This window comes from Pseudoxanthomonas sp. CCNWLW251, from assembly GCF_037402255.1.
In the GTDB taxonomy this organism is placed as follows: domain Bacteria; phylum Pseudomonadota; class Gammaproteobacteria; order Xanthomonadales; family Xanthomonadaceae; genus Pseudoxanthomonas_A.
The window spans coordinates 320,836-344,345 of record NZ_JBBEGA010000004.1; the positions used below are offsets into that span (position 1 = coordinate 320,836).

Genomic DNA, 23,510 nt, shown 5'->3' on the forward strand with positions numbered 1-23,510 from the left:
TGAACAGTCTGTCGTGGTCAGTCGTGCCGGTCCTGCGGCAACACGGTCCATTCGAACCGGTAATCCCATTGATCGAAGTAGAGGTTCCCGCCCTGCCACTCCGCTTCGCCGCGCTGGAGGTCCACCGTCTCCGAACGCACGTGCTGCTTGGCGGGAACGAACTCGCGCGAATAGTCGTCGTTGAACGCGATGCGGTAGGCGTCCAGCCCACCCAGGTAGAACCAGCGCAGCGCGGGATCGTCCGACTGCAGCTGGCCGGTGGTCACGTCCATCGGCACCCAGCCGTAGGGCGCCAGGTACACCCAGCCCCAGTCGTGCATGTTGTCGTAGCCGACAGCATCGTCCGAGTACACCCAGCCGGACTGCCAGCGCGCGGGAATACCGTTCATGCGCAGCAGGGTGATCAGCAACAGGGTCTGCTGCCCGCAATCGGCATGCCCGGCGCGGAACGCGTAGTCGCTGATGTTGCTGATGGTCGAGTACTCGCGCGCACCTGCCCACGGAATGCGATCCACGGCGGCAAACAGCTTCTGCGCGATGCGATAGGGATGGGTCTCGTCGCCAACGACGCTGGCGCTGAAGCGGCGCAGGTCCTCGCTGAAGACCACATGCGGCGCGCGTTCGGTCACGAACGGCGCCAAGGCCGGCGTGATGTCCGCAGGCACCACTTTGTCGGGATCAATGGGGAAATGGCGCGCATGGACGGTCATCTCGTAGGTCACCGAGAACGTCGTCGGCGCTTCGGCCAAGGCGGGCTGCTCAAGATAGGCCGTCCGCTGCAGCGCGGACTCCGGCGCGATCTGCGCACCCGCCGGCAGACTGCCCAGCAGGCGAATGCCTTCCTGCTGGCCGGGGATCGCTCTCGGGTAAGGGATCCACGCCCGCACCCTCTCTCCCGCCGGCACCGCACCCGGCTTCACCGTCAGCGACTGGGTTACGCGGATGCGGCGCGGCGCCACGCTGCTCGATCGCGAGGCCGCAGCCGCACGCACCACTTCATGGTGGTGGGGATGCAGGGATTCGAACGGGCCCTCGGTGAACGGCTTGACCGGTGGCGCCCGGCGCGCGGCCGCCTCCGGGCTGAGCCGGAACAGGTTCGAGACGGAGCGGCTGAAATAGCGCGGCTCGCCATCGATATCGAGCCGCTCGATCAGGCCGGCACGATCCCAACGCTGGAACTCGTCCTCGCGCAGGTCCGGTACCTGCGCACGGATCCGACGACGGACGGCGTCTGCGTCGAGCGTGAAGTCCAGGCGGATCCGGCGCATGCGTTCGCGCTGGAATAGCAGCGCCTGGCGCCCGGCGTCGTCGGTGGGGTTCGCCGCCAGCGCTCGGGTGATGGCAGCGTCGGCGTCGCGGTAGCGCCCCTGGTCCACGTCGGCGACGATCTCCACCAGCGGGTCTCCCGCCCATGCAGCCGGGGGAGCGAGGAGTACCATCGGCCACCCACACAGGCACAGCCACGCCGCCAGCTGGCGCCGGGGGCGCCTGCCGCGTGCTGCAACCGTGTGCTGGCGCTTGCTGGCATCCACGTCGTACATCCCCACGTCGACTGGTCACGGCTGTGTAACACGGCATTAATGCATGGGTCAATAATTTATTCTTGATTTTTATCTCGGAAGAAATAAATATTCTTGCAGAACCTACCCCCGGCATGGCGTCATGTATGTCCGGCGGACCAGGCCTGACCAAGGGAAGCGGATGAACGCATCGACGCCTTACCGGCCCACGGTGGGACGGGACACTCCGGGGCACGCCCCCCATCGCCGGTGGCTGCACTGCTTCGCCCTGACGGCGCTGCTGTGCGCCACGCCGCCCGCGCTGGCACGCGCGTCATTGCCGCTACCGCAGCATGCGGTGATCGGCGTGGAGGACCACCACCTGCAAGCCGGCTACTGGACGGGCAAGCTGGCGCACCCGCAGCGCGCACTGCTCGATCGTGCCGGCGTGGCCGCGCAGAACCAGCGCATGCAGCAGACCGACCGTCACGTCCATGCACTGGAAGCACTGCCGGTGGAATTGACCCGCGCCGAGGTGCGGGCATGGCTGCTGCCGCTCTCGGCACCGCCCACCCGTACCCTGTACGACGCACGGGGTCGCGAGGTGACGAAGACGCAGTTGGCCGCGATCGCCGCCAATGCGGCCGTGGATGCCGTCGCTGAGCGTGCCCCGGCACGTTACGGCCTGGTCGTGCACCGTGCCGACCTGCGCACGTTCCCGAGCCGCGAGCGTGTGTTCAGCAGCCAGGGCGACACGGATATCGACCGCTTCCAGGAAAGCGCCCTGTTTCCCGGTACCCCCCTCGTCATCGCGCATACCAGCGCTGACGGCGACTGGTACTTCGTGGTCAGCCCGCTCTACGCGGCATGGATCGAAAAGCAGTACGTCGCCGAGGGCGATAGAGGGGTGGTGTTCGGCTATGGACGCGGCACACCTTCACTGGTGGTGACGGGCGCGACAGCGCGCACCGTCCACAACCCGGAGGAGGCCAGCCTGTCCGAACTGCAACTGGACATGGGCGTGCGCGTCCCGCTGCTTGCCGATTGGCCGGCCGACACGCCGGTGAACGGGCAGCACCCCTACACCTCGCATGTCATCCAGCTGCCCGTGCGGCGCGCCGACGGCGCGCTGGCGCTGCTGCCCGCTCTGCTGCCGCGCACGGCGGACGTGGCACCGGACTACCTGCCGCTGACGCAGACCAACCTGCTGCAACAGAGCTTCAAGTTCCTTGGCGAGCGTTACGGCTGGGGCCACAGCTACAACACCCGCGACTGCAGCGGCTTCGTCTCCGAGGTCTACCGCAGCATGGGCATCACCCTGCCGCGCAACACCAGCGCGCAGGCCGTCAGTCCCGCTCTCGAGCGGGTAGGCTTCGAGGCTTCCGACAGCCACGAGAAGCGCCTCGCCGTGCTGCGTACGCTGCAGGTAGGCGATCTTGTCTATATCCCCGGCCACGTGATGATGGTGATCGGCCACGACAATGGCACCACCTACACCATTCACGACACCACCGGCATCACCTATCGTGGCGCGGACGGGAAGCCCGTGCGCACCCGGCTCAATTCGGTGGCCGTCACCCCGCTGGAGCCGCTGATGTTCAACAGCGAGCAGCCCACCGTGGACCGCATCACCGCCATCCAGAGAATCCGTGCCCAAGGGGCTCCATGAAGATCACCGACATCAAGTTCGGCATGCTGCGCGTGCCGTTGAAGACCCCGTTCAAGACCGCCCTGCGCACCGTCGACACGGTCGAGGACATCGTGGTGATCGTGCACACCGATACCGGGCACATAGGCTATGGCGAGGCACCGGCCACCGCCGTGATCACCGGCGATACGCATGGCTCCATCATCGAAGCCATCGGCAAGTTCATCCGGCCGCGCCTGATCGGGCAGGAAATCGCCCACCTCAACCGGATCACCGACCTCATCCAGACGTCACTGGAGCGCAACACCAGCGCGAAGGCCGCGGTGGAGATCGCGGTCTACGACCTCTGGGCCCAGTTGTACGACGCCCCGCTCTACAAGATGCTCGGTGGTGGCGACCCGGTCATCACCACCGACATCACCATCAGCGTGGACTACATCGACAAGATGGTGGCCGATTCCATCAGTGCGGTGGAGCGTGGCTTCGAGTCGTTGAAGATCAAGGTGGGCAAGGACATCGGCCTGGATATCGAACGGGTGAAGGCCATCTATTCCGCCGTCGAAGGCCGCGCACTGCTGCGGTTGGACGCCAACCAGGGCTGGACCGCCAAGCAGGCGGTGTTCGCCATGCAACACCTGGAAGATGCAGGCGTAGTGCTCGAACTGCTGGAACAGCCGGTCAAGGCGCGCGATCTCGAGGGACTGAAGTACGTCACAGACCGCGTGCACACTCCGGTGATGGCCGATGAGAGCGTGTTCGGGCCCACCGAAGTCATCGACCTGATCAAGATGCGCGCCGCCGACATCATCAACATCAAGCTGATGAAAACCGGCGGCATTTCCAACGCCATCCGGATCGCCGACATCGCGTCGCTGTATGGCGTGGAATGCATGATCGGCTGCATGATCGAGACCAGCATCAGCGTGGCGGCCGCCGTCCACGTGGCCGCCGCGAAGGCCAACGTGATCACCAAGGTGGACCTTGACGGTCCGTCGCTGGGCCAGTTCAACCCGGTCGAGGGCGGGGTGATCTTCAACGAATCCGAGATCACGATCACCGACGCGCCCGGCCTGGGCATCCGCGAGATCCGCGGCCTCGAGATGCTGCCGGGCTGAGCCCGGTGGCGAAGGCCCGTTGTCAGCACCGCCCACCGCCATCACACTCACGCCATGACAACGCCCCTGGTGAAGATCCGCTCCGAACGCGACCAGATGTCGGCCATCGAGCGCCGCATCGCCGACTTCATCCTCGACAACGCGCACCTGCTGCGCGACTACTCCTCGCAGCAGCTGGCCAGCGCGCTGGGCGTCAGCCAGTCGAGCGTGGTCAAGTTCGCGCAGAAATTCGGCTTCAAGGGCTATCCCGACCTGAAGTACACCATCGGCGAGGCGGTCGCGCGCAACGGCAACGGGCAGGCACAACCCCCGGCGTCCGCAGGTGACGAGGCGGGCGACGCCTACCAGCGACTGCAGGATGGGCTGCGGCGCAGCAAGGCCTCGGCCGAGGAAGAAACCCGCAGCCTCAACCCGCGCTCGCACATCGAGCCGATCGTCGAACTGATCGACCGGGCGGACAAGGTGTTCGTCTGCGGCCTGGGTGACGACGGCCTGTTCGCGCGCGAGTTCGCGATGCGGCTGTCACTGCTCGGCGTACTGACCGTGCACCATACCGATCCGATCCTGATGATGGCCAACCTGTCGGCAACGCGACCCGGCGACGTGCTGCTGATGTTCTCCGAATTCGGCAAGTTGCCCGAGCTGTCCCAGGTCAGCCGGCAATTCCAGGCATGCGAAGGCAAGGTCATCTCGATCACGCGGCATACCGCCAATCCCTTGCGCGCGCATGCCGATGCCGCGCTGGTGATTTCCGCGCATGACCCTGCGCCGCACGTGGAACAACTGCTGTACCGTTCTTCGCTGCAGTCGCTGCTGGATTTCGTCTTCGTGCTGCTGTGCCAGACCAATCCGGACCGGAACCGGCAGCTCGCCATCAATCTCGAACGCATCCATCATCTGCTGGAGTCGTGATGCCCGCACTGCCGTCCATGCGCCACTCGTTCCGCTCGCTCGCCTTCGCAGCCCTCATGCTCGCGTACGGCGGCAGCGCATCCGCCGCAGGCACGCAGGCGTCCACTTCGCTACCCTGGCGCGATGCACGCCAGATGGTGCTGGTCCTGACCGATGGCTGGGATGCCACCAGCGGCACGCTGCAGCGGTTCGAATTCAGGGACGGGCGCTGGCAATCCGAGGCTTCCGCCGCGCCCATCACGGTGGGACGCAATGGCTCGGCATGGGGCGACGGGCTGCACCCGGCGCAACCGCAGGGGCCGGTGAAGCAGGAAGGGGATGGACGCGCGCCCGCCGGTATCTTCACTCTGGGCGAGGCATTCGGCTACGAATCCAAGGCAGGCACGGCCATGCCGTATCGTCCGATGCATGCGACCAGCTACTGCATCGACGTGCCGGACTCACCGCTCTACAACCGCATCATCGATACCCGCGAGCAGGGCGAAGCGGCCGCGAAGGGATCGACGGAACCCATGCGGCTGGACCTGCACAACAACGGCGACCCGCGTTACCGCAACGGCCTGGTGATCGGCCACAACCCCAACGCGACACCGCGTGGCGGCAGCTGCATCTTCGCGCACCTGTGGCGCACCCCCGGCGAAGCGACGGCGGGCTGCACCGCCATGGCATCCGGGACGATGGACAGCTTGCTGGCCTGGCTGCGGCCGGACGCACGGCCGGTGTTCGTGTTGCTGCCGCGCGAGGAATACGCGCGCCTGGCGCATGATTGGCGGCTACCGGAGGCGACGCGATGAGGTGGCCCGGCGCCACGGCGCGCGTACTGCTCGGATTGGGCGCCGGTGCCGTTGCCGGCCTGTCCCTGGCGCACTGGCTGCCGGACAGCGCGGGCAACGCAGTCGCGATCGCGCAGCCGATCGGCAAGCTCTGGCTCAGCGGTCTGCAGATGACCGTGGTGCCGCTGGTGCTGTCGCTGGTGATCCTGGGCGTCGCCACCGCCAGCGATGCGGCGGCCTCCGGCCGCGTCGCACGACGCGCGATGGTGGTCTTCATCAGCCTGCTTTCCCTGTTCGCCGCCTATGCCGCGATCGTCGCACCGCTCGTGCTGTCACTGGTGCCGCCGAGTGCCGGCCTCACAGCCACCTTGCGCGGCACATTGCCCGCAGCTGGCGAGATGGCAACACCCGGGCTCGCGGACTGGATCGGATCGGTGGTGCCCAGCAACGCCATCATGGCGGCGGCGCAGGGCGCGATGCTGCCGGTGGTGGTGTTCGCGCTGTTCTTCGGGTTTGCGTTGACCCGCGTGCAGGAAGACCGACGCGTGCAGATCATCGCGTTCTGCCATGGCATCGCAGACACCATGATCGTGATCGTGCGCTGGATGCTGCTGGCAGCACCGATAGGCGTCTTCGCGCTGGTGCTGGCCGTGTGCGCGCAGGCGGGCATCGGCGTGATCGGTGCGCTGGCCGGGTACATAGGCCTGCAATGCGGCATGTATCTCGGCGCCACACTGATCTGCTACGTCCTGGTTGCGGCCTTCGCACGCCAGTCGCCGCTCGCATTCGCGAAGGCGATCCTGCCGGCCCAGGTGGTGGCCGCCAGCACGCAGTCATCCCTGGCTTCGCTGCCGGCGATGGTGGAAAGCGCACGCTTCCGTCTGGGGCATCCGCGCGCGGTGGCTGCACTGGTATTGCCGATGGCGGTGACGCTGTTCCGGATCACCAGCCCGATCCAGTACATCGTCGCTGCATGCTTCGTCGCGTGGGCATACGGTATCGACGTGAATGCGGTAACGCTGGCAGCCGGCGCCGCACTGGCGGTGGTGATCAGCCTCGGCTCGATCGGCCTGCCCGGGCAGGTCAGCTTCATGGCAACGGTGATGCCGGTGACGCAATCGATGGGGCTGCCGATCGAGCCGCTGGGCCTGCTGCTTGCTGTGGATACCATTCCGGACGTCTTCGCGACCACCGGCAATGTCACCGGTGACCTCACCGCGACCAGCATCGTCGCGCGCCAGTCTCCCGACGCGCGCGATGCGGATGAAGACGCCAACTGAGGCGGCGAACTGCTTCCAGGCACAAGATGCACCATCGGCACCACGGATGACGAGGCAGGATGCCTCGAGCGCCTACGGACCTGCAGCCACGCTGCTCAGAGCGGCTGAGGCCGCTGCTCGGCACGCCGCGCGCTTGACGCGGGATGGTTCGAGTTCCGGTAGGCGCTGACAAGCCGGCGCAGGGCATCGGCGACGTCTGGATGGGATTCCAGGGATGCGATCACCACATCCCAGATGCCTTCGTGGGTCCATCGCGTGAAGCGGACGTAGACGCTATGCCAGGGGCCGCATGCCCTGGGCAACCGGCCCCAGGGCTGCTGCGTGACGGCGACCCAGAGCACTCCTTCGAGAAAGCTCCGGGTGCCCACTCCATTCAGTGCCCTTGCGCGCACCAGTGGCGGCAATGTGGCGACGATCGCATTCCATCGCATTTCATCCAGTAGAACGGCGGGCGCGTCCATGTCCCCGCATCCGTGTTCCGGCACCACCCCACCGCCGTGGTCTTCCATCATCGCGTAGCTCCTGCCGCTCCGAGAAAAGCCTGCGCGCCTGCACGCGCTGCGAAATCCTTCCGCTTGCCAGTTCAATTCGTTGCTTTTTGCCGGAAGAGGACAAACCCAGGTCCACATCAAGCAAGGCGCGAAATACAACCGGCAAAAGTTCCCCGCGCGACCACTCAATTTATGTACTGCTAAGTTTGATATTCAGGGCTTGTTGTGAGCTGGAGCGGATACTTCGGCCACCGTCGCTTCCCCGAGGCGACGGATACACAACAACAAAATAAAAAGGCGTTCCCATGAAGAAGTCCTTGCTTGCCCTGACCCTGCTGGCTGCCGCTCCTTTCGCTGCGTCGGCTGCCGAAGGTGTGTCCTACAACTATGTGGAGGGCGGTTATGTCGCCTCCAACCTGAGCGATGGCCTGCCCGATGCCGATGGCTGGGGCGTGAAGGGTTCCGTCGCGATCGCGCCGAACTTCAGCGTCTTCGGCGACTACACCACGCAGGAAATCGACAACACCAATTTCGATATCGACAACTGGCGCCTGGGCCTGGGCTACAACCACGAGATCAGCCAGCGTGCCGACCTGATTACCCGCGTGGCCTACGAGCGCTATGAAACTCCGGTCGACGACTTCAACGGCTACAGCGCCGAAGTCGGCGTGCGCGGTGCCATCGCGCCGAAGTTCGAAGGCTATGCGACCGTCGGTTACGAAGACGGCAGCGACTTCGACGGTGATTTCTACGGCCGCCTCGGCGCGCAGGTGAAGTTCAACCAGAACTGGGGCCTGAGTGGCGATGTGAAGTTCGCCGACAACGACACCCAGTGGTTCGTCGGTCCGCGTTTCACCTGGTAACCCGCAACAGCGTTCCCCGCGACGCGTCCCTCTCTCCCCGCGTCGCACCCAGCCCGGCCCTTGTGGCCGGGCTTTTTCATGCGTCAAAGAAAAAGCCCGGCCACAAGGGCCGGGCTGATTCGATACGCCGTGTCGGATTACTTAAACAGTGTTTCCGGATACTCCGGCTTCTGTTCGCGCGACAACAGGTGCTGCAGGCCGGCAGCGGGCGTGAGATCGCCATGCAGCACGGCACGCACCGCGCTGGAGATCGGCAGGTCGATGCCATGGCGATCAGCCTGGCGCATGACCTCGTCGGCGGTCTGCACCGATTCCACCACCTGGCCAATCTCGCGTACCGCGTCCTGCAACGACTGACCACGACCCAAAGCGAGGCCAAGCCGGCGGTTGCGCGACAGGTCGCCGGTGCAGGTCAGCACCAGGTCGCCCAGGCCGGCAAGGCCCATGAGGGTTTCCGGCTTGGCACCGATCGCTGCGGAAAGGCGCAGCATTTCGTTCAGGCCACGGGTGATGAGGCCTGCACGCGCATTGAGGCCCAGTTGCATGCCATCGGCTACGCCGGTGGCGACCGCCAGCACGTTCTTCATCGCGCCACCAAGCTCGGCGCCGACCATGTCATCGCCGGTATAGGCGCGGAACGCCGGACCGTGCATGACATCCGCCACGGCCTGGGCGAACGCGGCGTCGGCACCGTGCACCGTCACCGCCGTGGGCAGGCCCAGTGCGACTTCCTTGGCGAATGACGGACCCGTGACCACGGCCAAGGGTACGTCCGGGCCCAGGATGTCCTCGGCCACTTCATGCAGGAAGCGGCCCGAGCCGGTTTCGAAACCCTTGGTGGCCCACGCCACGCCGGCACGCGCCGGGCGCAGCGGGGCGACCAGTTTCAGCGTCTCGGTGAAGGCATGCGACGGCACCACGATCAGCACCTGGTCCGCATCGACGAGCGATGCGGCCAGGTCGGTGGTGGCGCGCAGGTTTTCCGGCAGCGGAATACCCGGCAGGTAGCGGGTGTTCTCGTGCTGCTGGTCGATGGCGGCGGAGACCACGGGATCGCGGCCCCACAGGGTGACCGCGTGTCCGTGCCGGGCCATCAGGGCCGCCAGCGCGGTGCCCCAGGAACCGGCACCGAGGACGGCGATCTTCAGTGGATTGTCCGGCGCTGGTTCGGCCATCCGTCCCCCTGCGTTCTGCGTCGCGGTATCCGACGGTTGCACGGCCAATCAGGCGTTGCCGACAGGTTCCGAATTGGCCAACTGGCCTTCGGCCCCGCCCTGCGCGGCGCGCTGGCGCAGCGATTCGGCGTACAGGGCTTCGAAGTTGATCGGCTGCAGGAAGAACGGCGGGAAGCCGCCGGCCTGCACCAGGTCGCTGACCAGCTGGCGCACGTACGGGAACAGGATGTTCGGGCACTGCGTGCCGAGCAGCACGTCGACAGCCTGCGGCTCCAGGCCGATCAGGCCGAAGATGCCCGCCTGCTGCACTTCCGCCACATACGCCGTCTTGTCGCCGGCCTTGCAGCTCAGGGTCACGCCGAGCACGACTTCGAATGCGTTCTCGCCCAGGCGCTGCACGCGCTGGTTGAGGTTGAGCTGCAGCTCCGGCTGTACGTTCTCGGCGAATACCGCCGGGGCGCCGGGGACCTCGAAGGAAACGTCCTTGACGTAGATCTTTTCGACAGTGAAAGCGGGGCCAGCGGCTTCGGCGGCAGGCGCGACCGCGCCGTTGGTGGTCTCGTCGGACATTTCTTGACTCCGGAATCTGGATTGCTGCGGTGAATGGAAATTATGTCATGGCGGCACGCGGCGCCCTGTTCAAGGGCGGGACCGCGGCCAAAGCGGACTCAGCGGCCCTTGACCAGCGGCAGGTCGGCCTGCTGCCAGGCGGCGATGCCGCCTTCCAGCGCATAGACCTTCTCGAAACCTGCTTTCTTCAGGCGCTTGGCGGCGCCCGCCGAGGCCTGCCCGGTGCGGCAGACCAGCACAACCGGCAGGGCCTTGGAACCGGCCAGCAACTTGCTTTCGGGGTCGAAGCTGCTGGGCAGCACGTTGCGGCTGCCCGCGATGTGGCCCTTCTCGAAGTCGTTGCTCGCCGACAGGTCGACCACCAGCGCGTTCTCGCTGTTGACCAGATGGGTCAGCTCGGCCGGGCGCAGCGCCGTGTAGCCGCGGAACAGGCGTGCGATCTCGGTGTAGATGATCGCGACCGTCAGGCCGACCAGGGCCAGTGACAGCATCTGGTTCCAGGGCGAACCGGTGGCAAAGGCCAGGATTTCTTCGAAATTCACGGGATTTGGAGGCAGTGGAGCGGGCGGCGATTGTCGCACAGGACGTCGCCGGGGCGGCGGACGGCTACTCCCCGTCCCACAGGTCCGGCAGACCCACCACCAGCCACCAGCGCTTCATTTCCGGATCCCAGCGCCACCGCTCGCGGTAACGCAGGGTCCGCTCGGCCATGGTGTGCTTGTTGATCACGCGCAGTTCGACCGCACGCTCCACCGTCCCGTCCGGGCCGGCGCTGGTCGACACGTCGCGGTACCCGGAGATCTGGACCTGCTGGTAGCGCTCGAACTCCAGTTCGGTCATCGGATGCTCGAGCTTGTAGGCGGGATCGACGGCCTGCCAGGCGTTCTCGAAATCCCCCCAGCGGATCGACGCCGCGTACGTATCCTGCAACTGCTGCAGCTTGCCGCGCTGCAGGCGGCTCTGCGCGGCAGCGGGTGCCAGCACCAGCATCAGCAGCCCCGCAGCCAACAACATCTTCCGGATCACGCGCATGGCACCCCCTCGGTCATGCCGGCATGCTACCGCTTTGCGATGGCGACGAACCGCCCCGCCAGCGTGGTGGCGCTGCCGCCTTCAGGCAGCAGAACCCTGGCTTCGACCTGGATACGCGCGCGGCCACGCTGCACCAGCGTATCCACGAAGGCCTCCCAGGACTGTCCTTCGCCGAAGGTGGCGTCCGCCACCAGGTCGGCATACAGCGGCGCGAGGTAGCGGATCTGGCTGTCGGCCACGTAGACCTCGGCCTTCAGGCCCGCCAGACGGAGTTTCAGCGTCACCAGTCCCCAGCCGGCCACGGTCATCAGCGAGGTCAGGCTGCCGCCGAAGGCGTTGCCTTTGTCGTTGACGTTGGCGGACAGCGGGGCGGTCAGGCGCAATGTCCCCTCCTGGAAGCCATCGACTTCCACGCCCATCGCCGCCACGGGCGGCATGCCACGACAGTACTCACGCAGTTCCCGCAAGGCTTCTTCCGCACTCATCACTCATAATCCGCGCATGGGACACCCAACGCCGCCGGCATGGTACGTCATCTCGCTGCGGCCCCAGGGCGGCCACGATGCGCTGCGCCGTGCCGCGCGACGCCACGGTGCCGGCTTGCTGGCCCTGTCGCCCTGGCGCATCCAGCGATGCGACGACAGCGCCACGCGTGCTGATCTGCGTGACGCCCTCGCCTGCACGACCGTCGTGTTCACCAGCCCCGCCGCGGTTTCGGCGGCGCACGCCCTGCAGCCTCTGGAAGCGCAATCCGGGCAGTCATGGCTGGCGGTGGGATCCGGTACCGCGGCGGCGCTGCGCCGCGCCGGCATCGGGCACGTGTCATTCCCTGCGCGCATGGATAGCGAAGGCCTGCTCGCGCTGCCGGCGCTGACCGACGTGCGCGGGACGGATGTCGGCTTCGTCACCGCTCCCGATGGCCGCAACCTGCTGATACCCACGCTGGAATCCCGCGGCGCCCGCCTGCATCGCGCCGAGGTCTATCGGCGTGAACCCGTCGCGCTGACACCCCGCGCACTCGCGGCACTCGCCGGCCTGCACGCACCCGCCTGCCTGCTGGTGAGCAGCGGGGGTGCCCTGCAGCAACTCCTCGCACAACTGCCGGATGCGTTGCTGGCACGTCTGCGGAGCACCACCGTGGTCGCCGCGAGTGCGCGCCTGGCCGACGCTGCGCGCGATGCCGGGTTCACGCGCGTCCTTCAGGCGGCTGGTCCGCGCCCGGCGCAGATGGTCATGACGGCCCGCTCGGCCATGCTTCCCGGCATCCGGTAGCATCTGCGGCATCCATCACGTTTTCGACCGCCGACAAGGATGCTTGTGTGAACGACGAACCATCCCCTCCCCGCCATCCCGGTGGTGCCCGCCGCCTCATCGCCGTGTCGCTGGTGGTGCTGGTCATGGGCATCGGCGCATGGCGTGGCTGGTCGTGGTGGCAGGCGCGCAATGCCGACGAGCTGACCGCGCAGTCTGCGGCCATGCAACGCATCGAGGCCCTGGAAGCACGCACGGACGGCTTGCGGCGCGATCAGCGCGCGCAGGCGCAGCGCCTGCTCGATGCCGCGACCACCAACCGCGTGCTGCGTGACGAAGTGATCGGCCTGGGCCAGCGTGGCGCCTTGCTGGAGGAAAGCGTTGCCAAACTGACCGACCCGAATCGACACGGTGCGCAGGCGCTGCGGCTGGACGAAGTGGAACTCCTGCTTTCGCAGGCGGCGCAGCGACTGGACATCGCGCGCGACCTGGATGGCGCGCGACGCGCTTATGCGCTTGCCGCCGGCACCCTGGACGGGATGGACGACCACCGCCTGTTGAACCTCAAGCAGACGCTGGCGCAGGAGCGCGCTGCGATGGATGCGCTGGGCGCTGGAACGCAGGCGGAGTCGCTCGCGCAACTCGGCGCCCTGGCCGATGCGCTCGCAGGCCTCCCGCGCGACAGGATGGTGGATGCGCAGGCTCGCCCGGCATGGCAGCGCATGCTCGCGCCCTTGGTCGACGTGCGGCCCACGCGCGATACCACGCTGGTGGCACCCGACGATCGCGCCACCGCCGACGCGGCGCTGCAGATCGAGATCAGTCTTGCGCGGGCTGCGCTGGAACGCGGGGACGTTGCCGGCCAGCGCGCCGCCCTCGCACGCATCGCCACATGGCTGCCACGGTTGTGGCCCGATTCACCGCAACGACGGCAGGTTCAGGTGCAGCTGCACACATTGCAGCAGGCGCCCGCACCCTCGCGCCCGGCCGTGCTGGGCAGCACGCTGCAGCAGTTGCGGGCAATGCGCAACGCGGGCGTGCACACGTATGTGCCGACCGCGCCCGCGAACACGCCCGAGGTGACGCCATGAAGCCGTTCCGCACCGTGATGTTGCTGCTGTTGCTGGTCCTGGCCGGCGTGCTGGCGGCGCAATGGATGGCGGGCACCGATCGCGACCTGGGCGAGGTGTTCATCCGCTTCGGCGGTTACGACCTGCACACGAACGTGCCGCGCGCGCTGCTCTCGTTGATGCTGCTCGGTACGGTGGCGTGGCTGGCATGGCGGCTGATCTCGCTGCCGTTCCGTGCCTGGGGTCGCCATCGCCGCAAGCAGGCGCGCGCGCGCCTCATCGAGGGTCTGGACGCATTGCACGCCGGGCAGTGGCAGAAGGCCGAGAAACTGCTGGAGCGCGCCGCGGAGGATGCCGAGGTCGGCCCGGTCGCGCGCACCGCCGCCGTGCAGGCGGCGCGGGAACGCGGCGACGAAGCCGCCGTGCAGCGCCATCTCGCCGCGCTGCGGGAGCGCTCCACCACCGCGCATGCATTGGCATCGGCACAGATCGCACTGGATACCGGACGGCCGGACGACGCGCTCACCACGCTCGATGCCGCCGATGTGCAACCGCTGCCACCACGTGGCCTGGTGTTGCGCACGCAGGCGTTGGCCGCCACCGCGCGCGCGGGCGACGCCTATGGCCTGCTCGGCGCGCTGAAGCAGAACCAGGCGCTGGCGCCTGCGGCGTTCGATGCGCTGGAGATCCGCCTGGCCTCGCAGTCGCTGATCGAAGCCGCCGATCCGAACGTATTGGCCGCACGCTGGGAAACGCTCACCAAGCCGTTGCGGCTCCAGCCGGCCGTCGTTGCGGCCTATGCCGAGCGCGCCGCCGCGCTGCGCTGGGAAGACGCCGCCACCCGCAGCATCGAGCAGGCGCTGGAAGCGCGCTGGGACGAATCGCTCGCCGCACTGTACGGACGCCTGCCCGTCGGAAAGCTCGATTCCCGCCGCGCCAGCGCGCAGCACTGGCTGGCGGCCCATCCTGCCAGCCCTTCGCTGCTGCTTGCCCTGGGTCGACTTTCGCGCCTGCAGGGGCAGTGGACGCAGGCACAGGAATTCCTGCACCGCGCGATCGCGCAGGGCGCGGGTGCCGAGGCATGGGAAGAGCTGGGCGACGGCTTCGGCGCGGCAGGCGACGCCGCAATGGCGCAGCAGTGCTACAGCAATGCGCTGAAAGCCACGCATGGCGGCGTGACCGTCGAATTGCCCGGTCGCGACTTGAAACAGAAGATCCACGCTGAGGCCGTCGTGGAAGAACGCGACGCGCACGGGTTGCCGCGACTCAGGGACTGAGCGCGCGGCGTCCGGTCAGCCGGCCGCCGGCTTCCGGCGCCAGCGCCGCCAGCCCAGCCACAGCGCCAACACGCAGAGCCACAACGGCCACAGTGCCGCCAAAGCAACGACGACCTCCAGCCCCCCGCGCCAGCCGACCGCGAGCGCATCGCCCAGCCGGTTGAAGAAGCCCGGTCCGTTGTCGCGGAACACCGCGTCCACGTCGACGCGCTCGGCCTTCCGGACCTGCGCATCCTGGCGCAGCGACAGCGTGATCGTGCTGAAGGCAACGCGGTCTTCGAACTCTTTCTGTGCGATCAATGCCTCGTCGCGGCTGGCGCGCGCCGCGCCCCGTGACTGGATGGCATCGGTCTTGTCGCCCAGCTTGCCGCCCGCCTGCACGGCGTCGCCCAGCTCCTGCTGTTCGTCCTGCGCGCGCTGGCGTGCCAGCTGCTGGCGCAGCAGATCGAACTGCGCATCGCGGGCCGAGAAACTGCGCTGGTCCAGGAATTCCATCTGCGCAGCGACGGCGCGCAGGAAGGCCTGCGTGCGTTCGCTCGGCACGCGCACCGTCAGCACGCCCTGCAGGGTGTATTCGGTCAGTTCCAGTCGCTTGCCCTGTCCCAGCGGCCGGCTCAGCACACGCTGCACCTGCGAGGTGATCTCGTTGTCGGCGACGAATCCGCCCTGCGCGGCAACCTCATCCTCGATCGCCAGCGCGGTGCGGTAGACATCCGCCACCTGGAACTGCGCCTGGGCGGTGCGGATGAAGCGGCGCCGCGGATCGACCTGGGTAGACACATCCGAGGCCATCTGCGAAGGGTGGACGCCAGGCCCCTGCAGGGCAGACGCATCCACGCTTTTCTGCGGTGCCCCAGCGCCAGCGAGATCATCCGGGGCCGCTTCGGCCATCACCGGTGCCGCACCGGCGTCGGCGCTCGATTCGGCGGCGGCAGTGGCATCGGCCTCGGCCATTTCCCGCTTGCTGCAGGCGACAACGAGGATCGAGAAGGCCAACAGCGGAACGACGCAGTACATCCTGTGCAGGCGCATGGAGACTCCAGGGCAGCGGGGCAATGGCCGGCGGTACCGGCCCGACTACCAACGCATGGCACGGCCCACCGGGGTTGGCCTGCATCATTCCACGCCTGGATGCGTTGTGGTGAAGATCGCCGCGTGGACCGGTGGGACCGTGTGACAATCGGTTCGCCTGCCTTTCGGTGATCCGCGATGACCCGATTCCTGCGTGCCGCTTTGCTCCTGGTCCTGCTGACCGCCACGGCCACGCATGCCAGGACACCGGTCGCCACCGGCACCGGCGGGGCCGCGGCAACGATCAGCGAGCAGGCCACCCGGTCGGCCATCGCGGTCCTCGACCGCGGCGGCAATGCGGTCGATGCCGCCGTCGCAGCGGCAGCCACGCTCGGGGTGACGGATCCCTTCAGCTGCGGGATCGGCGGTGGCGGCTTCATGGTGGTGTACCTGGCGAAGGAGAAGCGCGTGGTCACGCTCGACCATCGCGAGACGGCACCCGCCGCCGTCACGCCCGCCCTTTTCATCGAAGACGGTCGGGAAATGGACTTCGATACCGCCGTTGCCAGCGGCCTGTCGGTCGGCGTGCCGGGCACCGTGCGCGGCTGGCATGAGGCGCTGCAGCGTTACGGCACGATGTCGTTCGAACAGGTCCTGGCGCCCGCCATCGTCGTGGCAGAGCAGGGCTTCACGGTGGATGCGAACTTCTCGGGGCTGGTGGCGCGAAATGAAGGCAAGTTCCGTCGCTTCCCCGCGACCGCCGCGCTGTACCTGAGGGAAGGCAAGGCGGTCCCTGCAGGTATGGCGTTGCGCAATCCCGATCTCGCACGTACGTACCGCCTGCTGGCGCGCGGGGGTGTGGACGCGTTCTACGAAGGTCCGCTGGCACGCGCGATCGTCGATGCGGTCAATCGTCCACCGACCGCCGTCGGTGTTTCCGTGCGCGGCGGCCGCATGACCCTGGCGGATCTGGCCGACTACGAAGCCCGCGTGCGCGCGCCGGTGCGCTCCACCTACCGCGGCTATGAGCTGTACGGCATGCCGTTGCCGAGCAGTGGCGGCGTGACCGTGTTCGAAGCGCTGAACATCCTCGAGGGCTACGACCTGAAGACGCTGCCGCGCGCGCAGGTCGAACATCTTTACCTGGAAGCGAGCCGCCTCGCCTTCGCCGACCGCGATGCCTACCTGGCCGATCCCGAATACGTGGATGCGCCCGTGGCCGGCCTGCTGAGCAAGGATTACGCGGCCCGGCGGCGCGCGTTGATCGATCCGGCGCGCGCCGCGTCCGGTCCGGTCGCCGCGGGCGATCCGTTCGCCTTCCAGCAGGATGCGAGTTACCCGCTGCGCCCCGCGCCGCGCGCACTGCTGCCGGAAAGCGCGCACACCACACACCTGACCGTGTCGGACAAGGACGGCAACGTCGTCGCCTACACCTTCACCATCGAGGACTGGGGCGGCAGCGGCATCGTCGTGCCGGGCTATGGGTTCCTGCTCAACAACGAGCTGACCGACTTCGATTTCTCCGGCCCGCACCCGAACGTGCCCGAAGGCGGCAAGCGCCCGCGCAGCAGCATGACACCGACGCTGGCACTGAAGGACGGCAAGCCCGCGTTCTCGATCGGCAGCCCGGGCGGCTCGACGATCATCACCACGGTGCTGCAGACCATCGTCAACCACGTGGACCTGGGCCTGCGCATGGACCAGGCCGTGGATGCGCCGCGGCTGTCGCAACGCAACGGCGCAACCACCGACATCGAACCCGGCTACGCGGACAGCACACAGGCAAACGCGCTCGCGCAGCGCGGGCAACGCTGGTCGGATCGTGTGGAGGAAATCGGCGCCACCAATGCGCTGGTGTTCAACCCGGACGGCACGGTGACGGCGGTCAGCGAGGGTCGCCGCCACGGCATCGGCAGCGCGCAGGTGCAGACGCCGGCGCGGTGAAGCGGCGCCTGCTACCGGAAGAAAACGATGAAGGCACGCATCGCGGCATTCACGCCGCGACGGCTCAACGCTCGATGATCGCCACCACGCCCATACCGCCGGCGGTGCAGATGGACACCAGCGCGCGACCACCGCCCCGTTGCTTCAGTTCCTTGGCGACGGTAGCGACGATGCGCGCACCCGTGGCAGCGAACGGATGGCCCGTCGCCAGCGAAGAGCCGTTGGGGTTCATCTTCGCAGGATCGATCCTGCCCAGCGGTGCGTCCAGGCCCAGTCGGTTGCGGCAGTAGTCCTCGCTCTCCCACGCGCGCAGGGTGCACAGCACCTGCGCGGCGAAGGCTTCATGGATCTCGTAGATGTCGAAGTCCTGCAGGGTCAGGCCGTTGCGCTTGAGCATTTCAGGCACGGCCACGGTCGGCGCCATCAGCAGGCCTTCGCCATGCACGAAATCCACTGCGGACACCTGCGCATCCTTCAGGTAGGCCAGCGGCTCGTGGCCATGCGCCTTCGCCCATTCGTCGCTGGACAGCAGCACCGCCGCGGCGCCGTCGGTCAGCGGCGTGGAGTTGGCGGCGGTCAGCGTGCCGCGGCCGGACGTCTTGTCGAACGCCGGCTTCAGTGTGGCCAGCTTTTCCAGCGAGGTGTCCGGGCGCAGGATGTTGTCGCGCTCCAGGCCGCGGAACGGGGCGATTAGGTCATCGAAGAAGCCACGCTCGTAAGCGGCAGCCAGCTTCTTGTGCGAAGCAACGGCGAGTTCGTCCTGCGAGTCGCGCGAGATGCTCCACTCCTTCGCCATGTCTTCGCAGTGGTCGCCCATGCTCTTGCCGGTGCGCGGCTCGGCCACGCCGGGGAACTCGGGCTTCAACTCGCCGAACTTGAAGCCGCTCACCAGCGCCTTCAGCTTGTCCTGCGTGGTCTTCGCACGGTTGGCGGCGAGCAGGCGCGCGCGCAGCTTCTTGCCGTAGACGATCGGCACTTCGGAGGTGGTATCGGAGCCACCGCCGATACCGGAGTCGATCTGCCCCAATGCGATCTTGTTGCCGATATGGATGATGGTGTCCAGGCTGGTGCCGCAGGCGCGCTGCAGCGTGATGCCCGGCGTCAGCGGCGACAGGCCGGACGACAGCGCGGCTTCACGGCCCAGGTTCCAATCCGACGAATGCTTGATCACCGCGCCCATCGCCACTTCGCCCAGCTGCTGGCCGTGCAGGCCGAAGCGCTCGACCAGCGCGCCCAGCGTACGCACCGACATGCCCAGGTTCCCCACATCCGCGTAGGCCGTGTTCTGGCGGCAGAACGGAATGCGGACGCCGCCGAGGATGGCGACGGGGCGGGGTGCGGGCATGGGGACCTCTTTGCAGGTGATAGTGGTGGGGATGGAGTGAAGACGCCGTGCATGCGGCAGGCATAATGGGGGAGTGTAATGCGCCCCTCCACCACCTCCAACCGCTGACATGACTCCCTCCACAACCAGCCCCGTCGTGATGGGCGTCATCGCCCTGGAGTTGGCCGCCGGCAGCCTGCCGCAGCGTGCGGCGCTGGCGGCCGCGGAAGCCAGCGAACTGGCCGGGAAACTGGGGCGCGACCTCGCCACGCATGCACCACAGGTGCGTGACCTGGATCTCGTCTTCGCCGCTGCGCACTTCGATCCCGCCGAAGCCCTGCGTCCCGGCTGGCCGCTGCACCAGCGGCTGCGCGAACTGCACCAGCGCGCGCCCGGGCGTGGCGACGGTGCCCGTGTGATCGCGTTCGGTGCAGACGATGGCGGCGATGTGCCTTTGCCGCTGCAGGCCGATGCCGGACTGGGCGGCGGGTTGTTGCGCGTGCTGCCTTTCGTGCTGGCCGGCGACCACCATACGGTCGATGTCGTCGCAGAACGGTTGGAAACGGTCTTGCTGGAAACCGGCATGGCGCAGGCCGATACCGCATTGCTCGCACAGACCGCCTTCGGTGCGCAGATCGAGCACGCGCGCTACATGACGCTGCACGACCTCGCCGCGATGACCGCGATGCAATACGAGCATGGCGGCCTGGGCGCACTGTGGCCGGTCATCGAAACCGCGCTGATGGCGCCGGCAGAAGAACAGTGGCTGGATGCGCTGCCGGAACCGCTGCTGCGGTATGCGGAGGGTGAAGTGCATATCGCGCTGTTCGAGCCCATGGCGTGGCGCGCGCGTTACGCGCCACAGGAAGCCACCGACGAACGCCTCGAACGCGCCTACCAGCACTTCCAGGCGCGACAACAGCAGATCGCGGCGGTGCTGGAAGCACACGGCATCCCGGTGACCTTCGCGCACTGCCCGGGCAACGCGGATCCGCGGACTGCGATGGCGTGAAGGCGGACCTCCGCCCCACGCAATTCCTGTAGGAGGGGCTTCAGCACCGAGGCTTTTTGCGGGGATGTCTTAGAAGCAAGAGCCTCGGGGCTGAAGCCCCTCCTCCAGCACCAAATCGGGTTACCGGGTGATCTTGATGATGCCGCAGGCCACGCGTGCGCCGGCGTTGCCGGCGGGCTGGCTGGCGTAGTCGTCCGGTGCCGCGTGCACGATCAGTGCGCGCGTGGCGACATCATTCACCGCGCCGCCCCCGAGCGTGACACCTTCCACGTGTGCATCCACCTTCGCCACCCCGTCGGCATTGGCGGTGAGGTTGTTCATGTCGCCCGCATGGTGGGCGCCGCTGCCGGCCTTGCCATGGGCCGCGTTGAACGGATTGAAGTGCGGACCCGCGCTGCTGGCATCGGCGGCGCTGCAATCGCCCTTCTCGTGGACGTGGAATGCATGCGTGCTGTTGGCCGGCAGGCCACCGATCTCGCCGGTCAGATGCAGCCCCTTGCCCATCGGGGTGAGGGTGACGCTGCCACTGACCAGGCTGCCGGACGCGGAAGCCAGCACCGCGACGGCCTGCTTGGCGGTGCTGGTGGTGGGAACGTCGGGTGTGGCGGTCGACGGGGGCGAAGACGAGGACGGCGTGGTGCCGCAGGCTGCGAGCGTGAGGACGGATGCGGCGGCCAGCAGGGCGATACGCATGGGAAGCTCCAGGTGCAGGTCGTGGCCTGCTACCGTAACCATCGCTACCTTCATGTTCAATGAAAGGAGCGACGCCCGCCTAGCCGCGCTTGCGACCGGGACCCAGCTTCCGCGTCACGGTGTTGCGCCCCACGCCAAGCCGCGCGGCCGCTTCGGCGCGACGGCCGTGGGTCAGCTCCAACGCGACTTCCAGCAGCGTGCGGTCCAGCCTTTCGCGCGCCTCGGCATGCAGCGACCCTGCGCCTTCCAGCAGGCGGCGGCGCGCCCATTCGCCCAGCGCATGGTCCCATTCACCACGCGCACCGGTTGCAGGCGCATGCAGCAACGCACCCTGCAGGTCGGCGGTGTTGATGACGTCGGCCGGTGCCAGTGCGGCCAGCCGCCAGCACACGTTCTCCAGTTCGCGCACGTTGCCGGGCCAGTCATGGGCCTGCAGCAGGTCCAGCGCCGGCGCGCTGAAACGCTTGGGCGCGATGTCGAGCTTGCGGGTGGCCGTCGCGAGGAAGTTCTCGGCCAGCTGCGGCACATCCGCACGCCGTTCGCGCAGGGGTGGCAACTGCAACCGCACCACGTTCAGACGATGCAGCAGGTCGGCGCGGAAGCGGCCTTCGGCCACCAGGCCGTCGAGGTCCTGGTGGGTGGCGGCGATGACGCGCACGTCCACGCGGATCAGTTCGCGACCGCCGACGCGGAAGAACTCGCCCTCGGCCAGTACGCGCAGCAGCCGGGTCTGCAGCGGCAGCGGCATGTCGCCGATCTCGTCGAGGAACAGCGTGCCGCCATCGGCCTGCTCGAACCGCCCGATGTGCCGCTTCTGCGCGCCCGTGAAGGCACCGGCCTCATGGCCGAACAGCTCGCTCTCCAGCAACTCCGATGGAATCGCCGCGGTGTTGAGGGCCACGAACGGTTTGCGCGAGCGCGGCGACTCATGGTGCAGCGCATGCGCGACCAGTTCCTTGCCGGTGCCGGTTTCACCGGTGATCAGCACCGACAGCGGCGCCTGCGCCAAGCGACCGATCGCGCGGAACAGCGCGCGCATGGCGGGCGTGTCGCCGATCAGCTGCGGCGTTGCCGATGCTGCTACGTCGCCATCCTGGGTCGTCCCCGCCGCCTCTTCCGCGTCCGGCAGCGTGCGCGCAGCCAGCGCCACGGCATCGTCCAGGTCGAACGGCTTGGAGAGGAATTCATGTGCGCCACCACGGAACGCGCCCGCCGTGCTGGCGACATCGGTGTAGGCCGACATCACGATGACGGGCAGCTGCGGATGCGTGGCCTTCAGCTTGTCCAGCAGCACCAGGCCGTCATCGCCCGGCATCCGCACGTCGGTGAACAGCAGATCGGGGGCGCCGCGCGCGCCAAGTGCGTGCAATGCCGCCGCGGCGCTGTCGAAGCCGTCCACCGTGTAACCCGCGTCGCGCAAGGCGGTGGCCAGCACGAAGCGGACCGAACGGTCGTCATCGACCACCCAGATGCGGCGTGCGTCGGTGGCGCCGCCGGTGGCGGCCAGGCGATCAGTGGACATGACGTTCCTCGTCGTGGTCGTGCAGCGACTGCGGCAGCAGCAGGGTGAAGACCGTGTGGCCGGGGCGCGAGCGGTAGGTCAGCGACCCACGGTGTTCGCGCGCCACCTGCTGCGACAGCGCCAGGCCCAGGCCGCTGCCTTCGGCGCGGCCGCTGACCAGTGGCAGGAACAGGTGTTCGGCGAGCTCTTCGGGCACGCCGCGGCCGTCGTCGACGATCTCCACCCGCAACGCCATCGTGTGCAGGTGGTCGTGGATGCGCGACCCGTGCTCGACACGGGTGCGCAGGATGATGTTGGCGGCGCCCGCCTGGATGGCGTTGCGCACCAGGTTCCAGACCGCCTGGGTCAGGCGGTCGGCGTCGCCGGACAATTCCGGCAGGCTGGGGTCATAGTCGCGCTGCAGGCGCACCGACCAGCCACCTTCATTTTCGGCCAGGCGCAGCACGCGCTCCAGCACGGTATGGATATTCAACGGCGCGTGCGGTCGCTGCGGGGACGGCGACAGCAGTTGCTCCAGCAGAGTGTTGAGGCGGTTGATCTCGGATTCGATCAGTTCGATCAGCTCGCGCTCGTCGTCGTTGTCGTTGCGATGCGCCGCCCGGCGCGCCAGCAGCTGGGCAGCGCCCTTCAGGCCGGCCAGCGGATTGCGCAGCTCGTGCGCCAGCCCCTTCAGCGCGGCGCTCAAGGCGTTGGGCAGGACCTGGGTGGGATCGAGCGCGGGGAATTCGTCCACCGGATGCGCTTCCAACAGCCAACCCCCGCCATCCAGGCGCGACAGCCAGCCCTCGGCGAAGCACGGCGACTCGCCGGGCATGCCCAGCGCCATGCGGTGCAGCCGCAGGACGTCGCGATCGGTGTTGTCCAGGAACCGTGCCATGGCGTCGCCTTCGATTTCCAGGGCCGCCAGGGGTTGTCCCAGCAGGCGGCGGCTACTGACGCCCAGCCAGCGGGCGAAGGCAGGATTCACGCCGCGGATCAGGCCGTCGGCATCCGCCCAGGCCACCGGCGTGCTGAGCGCGTCGGTGGTGGGCTCGAAACGCATGCGGGA

At 67.8% G+C, this 23,510-nt stretch carries 23 protein-coding genes; 11 read left to right on the plus strand and 12 right to left on the minus strand.

Annotated features, from left to right (window positions below; all coding sequences use genetic code 11):
* Positions 1–17: 17 nt before the first annotated feature.
* Positions 18–1,439 carry a transglutaminase domain-containing protein gene (locus WBN46_RS16335; RefSeq protein ID WP_337732542.1) on the minus strand — a complete coding sequence of 474 codons (1,422 nt, stop codon included), beginning with the start codon at positions 1,437–1,439 and terminating at the stop codon, positions 18–20.
* A 262-nt stretch (positions 1,440–1,701) separates the two neighbouring features.
* Here WBN46_RS16335 and WBN46_RS16340 point away from each other — a divergent pair, with 262 nt between their 5' ends.
* The 5 genes from WBN46_RS16340 to WBN46_RS16360 are packed head-to-tail and all read left to right on the plus strand — an operon-like array spanning position 1,702 to position 7,227.
* Complete coding sequence (locus tag WBN46_RS16340; protein ID WP_337732488.1) at positions 1,702–3,168, plus strand: SH3 domain-containing protein; 1,467 nt, start codon at positions 1,702–1,704, stop codon at positions 3,166–3,168.
* On the plus strand, positions 3,165–4,262 hold the full coding sequence (locus WBN46_RS16345) for a dipeptide epimerase (RefSeq protein ID WP_337732489.1): 1,098 nt from the start codon (positions 3,165–3,167) through the stop codon (positions 4,260–4,262). Before WBN46_RS16340 ends, WBN46_RS16345 begins: the two co-directional genes overlap by 4 nt.
* Positions 4,263–4,316: 54 nt before the next feature.
* Positions 4,317–5,174, plus strand: a complete 858-nt coding sequence (locus tag WBN46_RS16350; RefSeq protein WP_337732490.1) for a MurR/RpiR family transcriptional regulator — start codon at positions 4,317–4,319, stop codon at positions 5,172–5,174.
* A 17-nt stretch (positions 5,175–5,191) separates the two neighbouring features.
* Positions 5,192–5,968: a hypothetical protein gene (locus tag WBN46_RS16355; RefSeq protein ID WP_337732543.1), complete on the plus strand. Its 777-nt coding sequence runs from the start codon at positions 5,192–5,194 to the stop codon at positions 5,966–5,968.
* Positions 5,965–7,227, plus strand: coding sequence for a dicarboxylate/amino acid:cation symporter (locus WBN46_RS16360; protein ID WP_337732491.1), 1,263 nt, complete (start codon positions 5,965–5,967; stop codon positions 7,225–7,227). Before WBN46_RS16355 ends, WBN46_RS16360 begins: the two co-directional genes overlap by 4 nt.
* A 95-nt stretch (positions 7,228–7,322) precedes the next feature.
* On the opposite strand, the gene WBN46_RS16365 is transcribed toward WBN46_RS16360, so the two are convergent.
* Entirely contained in the window at positions 7,323–7,739 is a 417-nt protein-coding gene (locus WBN46_RS16365; RefSeq protein WP_337732492.1) for a transposase, read from the minus strand.
* A gap of 284 nt (positions 7,740–8,023) precedes the next feature.
* On the opposite strand from WBN46_RS16365, the gene WBN46_RS16370 reads away from it, so the two are divergent.
* Positions 8,024–8,581: an Ax21 family protein gene (locus WBN46_RS16370; protein WP_337732493.1), complete on the plus strand. Its 558-nt coding sequence runs from the start codon at positions 8,024–8,026 to the stop codon at positions 8,579–8,581.
* 137 nt (positions 8,582–8,718) lie between these two features.
* Here WBN46_RS16370 and WBN46_RS16375 read toward each other — a convergent pair whose 3' ends face one another.
* The 5 genes from WBN46_RS16375 to WBN46_RS16395 all read right to left on the minus strand — a co-directional run bounded on the left by WBN46_RS16375 (position 8,719) and on the right by WBN46_RS16395 (position 11,843).
* On the minus strand, positions 8,719–9,756 hold the full coding sequence (locus tag WBN46_RS16375) for an NAD(P)H-dependent glycerol-3-phosphate dehydrogenase (protein ID WP_337732494.1): 1,038 nt from the start codon (positions 9,754–9,756) through the stop codon (positions 8,719–8,721).
* Positions 9,757–9,804: 48 nt separating this feature from the next.
* The gene (secB, locus tag WBN46_RS16380; protein ID WP_142122975.1) at positions 9,805–10,326 is read right to left on the minus strand and encodes a protein-export chaperone SecB; all 522 of its coding nucleotides are present in this window, start codon (positions 10,324–10,326) and stop codon (positions 9,805–9,807) included.
* Between the two features lie 98 nt (positions 10,327–10,424).
* Positions 10,425–10,868 (minus strand): rhodanese-like domain-containing protein, encoded by a 444-nt coding sequence (locus WBN46_RS16385; protein ID WP_337732495.1) that lies wholly within the window; start codon positions 10,866–10,868, stop codon positions 10,425–10,427.
* Positions 10,869–10,932: 64 nt separating this feature from the next.
* On the minus strand, positions 10,933–11,358 hold the full coding sequence (locus tag WBN46_RS16390; RefSeq protein ID WP_337732496.1) for a hypothetical protein: 426 nt from the start codon (positions 11,356–11,358) through the stop codon (positions 10,933–10,935).
* 26 nt (positions 11,359–11,384) lie between these two features.
* On the minus strand, positions 11,385–11,843 hold the full coding sequence (locus WBN46_RS16395; RefSeq protein ID WP_337732497.1) for a YiiD C-terminal domain-containing protein: 459 nt from the start codon (positions 11,841–11,843) through the stop codon (positions 11,385–11,387).
* 16 nt (positions 11,844–11,859) lie between these two features.
* Between WBN46_RS16395 and WBN46_RS16400 the strand changes: the two genes are divergently transcribed.
* The 3 genes from WBN46_RS16400 (at position 11,860) to WBN46_RS16410 (ending at position 14,956) form a co-directional block, all read left to right on the plus strand.
* Entirely contained in the window at positions 11,860–12,630 is a 771-nt protein-coding gene (locus tag WBN46_RS16400) for a uroporphyrinogen-III synthase (RefSeq protein ID WP_337732498.1), read from the plus strand.
* Between the two features lie 125 nt (positions 12,631–12,755).
* Positions 12,756–13,700 carry a hypothetical protein gene (locus tag WBN46_RS16405; RefSeq protein WP_337732544.1) on the plus strand — a complete coding sequence of 315 codons (945 nt, stop codon included), beginning with the start codon at positions 12,756–12,758 and terminating at the stop codon, positions 13,698–13,700.
* Positions 13,697–14,956 carry a heme biosynthesis HemY N-terminal domain-containing protein gene (locus WBN46_RS16410; protein WP_337732499.1) on the plus strand — a complete coding sequence of 420 codons (1,260 nt, stop codon included), beginning with the start codon at positions 13,697–13,699 and terminating at the stop codon, positions 14,954–14,956. Before WBN46_RS16405 ends, WBN46_RS16410 begins: the two co-directional genes overlap by 4 nt.
* A gap of 15 nt (positions 14,957–14,971) precedes the next feature.
* On the opposite strand, the gene WBN46_RS16415 is transcribed toward WBN46_RS16410, so the two are convergent.
* A complete protein-coding gene (locus WBN46_RS16415) occupies positions 14,972–15,988 on the minus strand; it encodes a DUF4349 domain-containing protein (protein ID WP_337732500.1) in 1,017 nt (338 codons plus the stop codon).
* 177 nt (positions 15,989–16,165) lie between these two features.
* Between WBN46_RS16415 and ggt the strand changes: the two genes are divergently transcribed.
* Positions 16,166–17,911, plus strand: coding sequence for a gamma-glutamyltransferase (gene ggt, locus WBN46_RS16420; RefSeq protein ID WP_337732501.1), 1,746 nt, complete (start codon positions 16,166–16,168; stop codon positions 17,909–17,911).
* Between the two features lie 64 nt (positions 17,912–17,975).
* Here the strand turns inward: ggt and WBN46_RS16425 are convergent, their stop codons facing one another.
* Positions 17,976–19,256, minus strand: coding sequence for an acetyl-CoA C-acetyltransferase (locus WBN46_RS16425; protein ID WP_337732502.1), 1,281 nt, complete (start codon positions 19,254–19,256; stop codon positions 17,976–17,978).
* 109 nt (positions 19,257–19,365) lie between these two features.
* On the opposite strand from WBN46_RS16425, the gene WBN46_RS16430 reads away from it, so the two are divergent.
* Positions 19,366–20,247, plus strand: a complete 882-nt coding sequence (locus tag WBN46_RS16430; RefSeq protein ID WP_337732503.1) for a hypothetical protein — start codon at positions 19,366–19,368, stop codon at positions 20,245–20,247.
* Between the two features lie 120 nt (positions 20,248–20,367).
* On the opposite strand, the gene WBN46_RS16435 is transcribed toward WBN46_RS16430, so the two are convergent.
* The 3 genes from WBN46_RS16435 to WBN46_RS16445 all read right to left on the minus strand — a co-directional run bounded on the left by WBN46_RS16435 (position 20,368) and on the right by WBN46_RS16445 (position 23,504).
* Complete coding sequence (locus WBN46_RS16435) at positions 20,368–20,940, minus strand: superoxide dismutase family protein (RefSeq protein WP_337732504.1); 573 nt, start codon at positions 20,938–20,940, stop codon at positions 20,368–20,370.
* A gap of 79 nt (positions 20,941–21,019) precedes the next feature.
* On the minus strand, positions 21,020–22,462 hold the full coding sequence (ntrC, locus tag WBN46_RS16440; RefSeq protein WP_337732505.1) for a nitrogen regulation protein NR(I): 1,443 nt from the start codon (positions 22,460–22,462) through the stop codon (positions 21,020–21,022).
* Positions 22,452–23,504: an ATP-binding protein gene (locus WBN46_RS16445; RefSeq protein WP_337732507.1), complete on the minus strand. Its 1,053-nt coding sequence runs from the start codon at positions 23,502–23,504 to the stop codon at positions 22,452–22,454. The genes ntrC and WBN46_RS16445 overlap by 11 nt, the downstream gene beginning before the upstream one ends.
* Positions 23,505–23,510 lie beyond the last annotated feature (6 nt).